This window comes from Chamaesiphon sp. OTE_75_metabat_556 (genome assembly GCF_031378165.1).
Taxonomy (GTDB): domain Bacteria; phylum Cyanobacteriota; class Cyanobacteriia; order Cyanobacteriales; family Chamaesiphonaceae; genus Chamaesiphon.
The window spans coordinates 1-3,303 of sequence record NZ_JANNDR010000548.1 but is presented as its reverse complement, the minus strand read 5'-3'; the positions used below and the strand labels follow the sequence as shown (position 1 = coordinate 3,303).

The 3,303-nt window shown below is 46.0% G+C and carries 5 protein-coding genes and 3 pseudogenes; 3 read left to right on the top strand and 5 right to left on the bottom strand.

From position 1 onward, the window contains the following. A partial coding sequence (locus RMO27_RS21515) for a transposase (RefSeq protein ID WP_309736442.1) occupies positions 1-455 on the top strand: 455 nt, incomplete at its 5' end. 9 nt (positions 456-464) lie between these two features. Then, positions 465-821 (top strand): transposase, encoded by a 357-nt coding sequence (locus RMO27_RS21510; protein WP_309736440.1) that lies wholly within the window; start codon positions 465-467, stop codon positions 819-821. Here the strand turns inward: RMO27_RS21510 and RMO27_RS24020 are convergent. Continuing rightward, positions 818-1,006: pseudogene (locus tag RMO27_RS24020) on the bottom strand (transposase); the annotation flags it as partial. The gene RMO27_RS21510 and the pseudogene RMO27_RS24020 overlap by 4 nt on opposite strands. A gap of 80 nt (positions 1,007-1,086) precedes the next feature. Here RMO27_RS24020 and RMO27_RS21505 point away from each other — a divergent pair. Next, positions 1,087-1,161 (top strand): annotated as a pseudogene (locus RMO27_RS21505) (Mo-dependent nitrogenase C-terminal domain-containing protein); the annotation flags it as partial. 129 nt (positions 1,162-1,290) lie between these two features. Here RMO27_RS21505 and RMO27_RS24015 read toward each other — a convergent pair. From RMO27_RS24015 to RMO27_RS21480, 4 genes and pseudogenes are all read right to left on the bottom strand, one after another. Further along, positions 1,291-1,680: pseudogene (locus tag RMO27_RS24015) on the bottom strand (pentapeptide repeat-containing protein). Between the two features lie 113 nt (positions 1,681-1,793). Next, a complete protein-coding gene (locus tag RMO27_RS21490; protein ID WP_309736444.1) occupies positions 1,794-2,537 on the bottom strand; it encodes an amino acid ABC transporter substrate-binding protein in 744 nt (247 codons plus the stop codon). Next, positions 2,538-2,705 (bottom strand): hypothetical protein, encoded by a 168-nt coding sequence (locus RMO27_RS21485; protein WP_309736434.1) that lies wholly within the window; start codon positions 2,703-2,705, stop codon positions 2,538-2,540. Positions 2,706-2,807: 102 nt separating this feature from the next. After that, on the bottom strand, positions 2,808-3,303 hold a 496-nt coding region (locus RMO27_RS21480; protein ID WP_309736432.1), incomplete at its 5' end, for a pentapeptide repeat-containing protein.

The window sequence follows — 3,303 nt, the reverse complement described above, 5'->3', positions numbered from 1 at the left end:
CAGTAGGAGTTGATGAGACTGGATTTAAGCAGCGGAATGGAGATGGGCAAAATGCGGCCAAGACGAGTGGCTGGTTGTGGGTGGCTGTAACGCCATTAATCATTTGTTTTCAGGTGATTCTAAGTCGAGCAAGTACTGCGGCTCAAACTGTCTTGGGAGCAGCTTTTGCCGGATTCATTACGAGTGACCGTTGCCCTGCTTATAACTGGGTGAATGTTGCTAACAGACAACTATGCTGGGCACATCTCAAGCGAGACTTCATTCAAATTTCGGAACGAGTGGGAGCCGCTGCTGAGATTGGTGAATCTCTACTCACTCAAGAAAAACTACTTTTCAATCTTTGGTATCTGCTTGGTGCGCTTCCATGGTCGGGTTCCCCGACCGGAGCGCATCCGCAATTTAGGAATGAACAACTCACTCGAAGTGATTTAATCCAGGCGGTTGAACCTATTTAAGCTAAATTTTTGAGCATCTTACTCGAAGCTGCCGCACTCCAAATTGGCGAGCATGAAAAAACACCATTGGCTAAAACTGTGCGGACATGCCGTAATCTTTTGAAGCTGGAAGTTGCTTTGTGGTTATTTGTCCGTGAAGATGGAGTCGAGCCAACTAATAATGCGGCTGAAAGAGCTATTCGCCCTGCTGTCATTTGGCGACGTACTAGCTTTGGTTCCGATTCTCTTGCTGGCAGCGAGTTTGTATCTCGTTTACTCACTGTCGGATCTTCTCTCAATCTGCAAGAGCGTAATATTCTGGATTTTTTGGTTGAATCTGTCTCTGCTACTCGTTCTGGTGAAATTCCACCTTCTCTTCTCCGTTAGTCCTGTGAACTTCTACTAAATAAGCAAGCCAACAGTTTTTCTCTCATCGATTTGAAACTAGCAAAACCGTAACTTTGGCGGAGAATTAACTTAATTCTAGTATTAATACCTTCGGTGAAACCACTCGTAGTTCTATTTAAGAAATAATTAGCAATCTCCGGCAAATGTTTCTCCAGTGTATCAGCTACACTCGGAAAAAATGTCCGCGCATATGATCACCATTTCTTCATTTTTCTAAATCCAGCTTTGACTGTCAAATTACTTTCATATCCCGCCGATGTGTAAGCTAAATCCGCTCTACGACCAAACTGTCGGTTTGCGCTTCCGCGCCCTTTCCTAACTCGCAGATGAATGCGGTGAAGATGTCTCGCCGTATTGTTCCTAGCTGAAGTCACAGATTGCAGCTATTTGAGTGGGCAATCCTTTTTCAGGCAAACTAGCTGGATCGAAAATTATCGATCGAAACCCATCAGCGATCAGATTTTAATCCGGCTTGTTGCGGGTCGAACCCAACGGGAAACTGGGTTGTTTTGGGGTCATAATCCGCAGCCTCTAACATGGCAGACTCCAAAATTGCCGCTTGCAGATCGGTACCAATTAACATCGCACCTCGGAGATCGGCTCCTGCCAAATTGGCGGTGGATAGCTAAGCATAGCTCAAATCAACACCACGCAAGTTCGCGTGACTCAAATCGGCAGCATTCAGATCGGCATAGCTAAGGTTTGCTCCCTTCAAATCCGCATGACTCAAATTAACAGTCATTAAGTTCGCGCCCATAAAATTGCGGCGACCTGTTTGATAGGCTTCCAGGAGTGCTTCAGCCGTGAAGATCTCTGATTTGAAATTCGATTCAGACATAATTATCCTCGATCGCCATGAATCTAGTTTAGTCAAAAACGGGTGCGGTTGTTTTGGTGCAAAGTTTCAACCACTGAAAAAATCCAAATTTTTCAGATGCCGATTTAGCTAACTTACAAGTCATTTTCGGACACCTCCTGTTTCGCATCAATCACCAGTCGCATATTGTCAATAATTAACTCGCGCAGATCGTTCGATAACGGCATAACACTCCGCGCACCAAACCAGCGATCGAATGTTTGGACATAGGGCTGATTCCCTTTCAGAAAGCCCTGCATAAACCGGATCAAGGCATAGTTAGCAACATCTAAAAAAGTTGAGTTGTTTTCAGGCACCATACAAGCAATCCCTTCCTTGGAAAACAGGTTGCTCACAAGCTCGAATTTCTGAGTGTTTGCGGTTCGTTGCAACCATGCCTCTAGTAAAATTCCATCATCGGCAAAGGCATCGATTTTATTGTCCCGTAAAGACTGATAGCCCACTGCGCGATCTTTAACCAGCACAATTTGGGCTTTGGGCTGAATGCGGCGAATCGATTGTTCATTTGTTGTTCCAGCCAAAGCACCAATGAGGCGACCTGATAAAGCGGCTGCATCCCAAGACCGTTTACCCTGCTTTCCCCGTCGGGTCAGTAGTTGTGTCCCTGTTGTGCCATAACTAACTGTAAAATCAACATCTCGTTCGCGCTCCCAGGTAAAGCTAGCCGCATCACAAACAATATCCACCCCACCACTTCTCAATTTCGGAATCCGCTCATTGGGGTCAAGGGGAATCAGATCGAGCCTGATCGGGCGTTTTAGTTCTTTCTCGACCTGTTTCTGGATCAGAATGGACATATCGATCGAGTATCCTGTCAGTCATCCATTTTTGTCTTTGTAGGCAAAGGGAAACGCATCTTTACTTGTACCCACGGTTAAAACACCTGTGTTAACAACCTTTTCCAGCACCGAGTGGGCGATTGCTGGTTGGGAGGGCAGTAAAGCAAACAGTAAACCTAAGGTCACAAGCAAGTTTTGGTAACGCACAATTTAATTTTAATCAGGTGAAATGGGACTGTATCCTATCACTACGGCTGCAAACCAATCCGTTGTTTACGCAATTCTTAAAAGTTGGTAGCCAAGGATAAACTACCCATGAATGCTTCCATCGGGCATCGTGGCTCCTCGTAGATCGGCATCTGCCAGCAGAGTACCAGTTAAATCTGCGCCAGTTAAAATGGCTCCAGCTAAATTTGCTCCAGCTAAGATGGCTCCACAGAGACTGGCTTTGGCCAGGTAGGCTCCAACTAATTGCGATCGAATTAACTTCGCCCCGCTCAGATCTGCTTCCCGCAGGATCGCTCGATTCTCCAAATGAGAGGCTCCGCCAACGAGATTAGCTTCAGTCAGATCTGTGCCCCATAATAAGGCTTCGCTCAGATCTGCACCTCGAAAATCAGCCTGACTAAAGTTAGCCCTCCCCAGGCGGCATTGTCGTAGGTCTGCATGACTGAGATCGATCCCACTCAGTTCGGCAGCAATTAGATCTGTTTCTAATAAATTGCTACTGGCAAAATTTCTCTGACCCAGGGCATATTGCTTGAGAAGTTCTGCTCCGTCCATCATTGCTATTATTTCTTGGCTG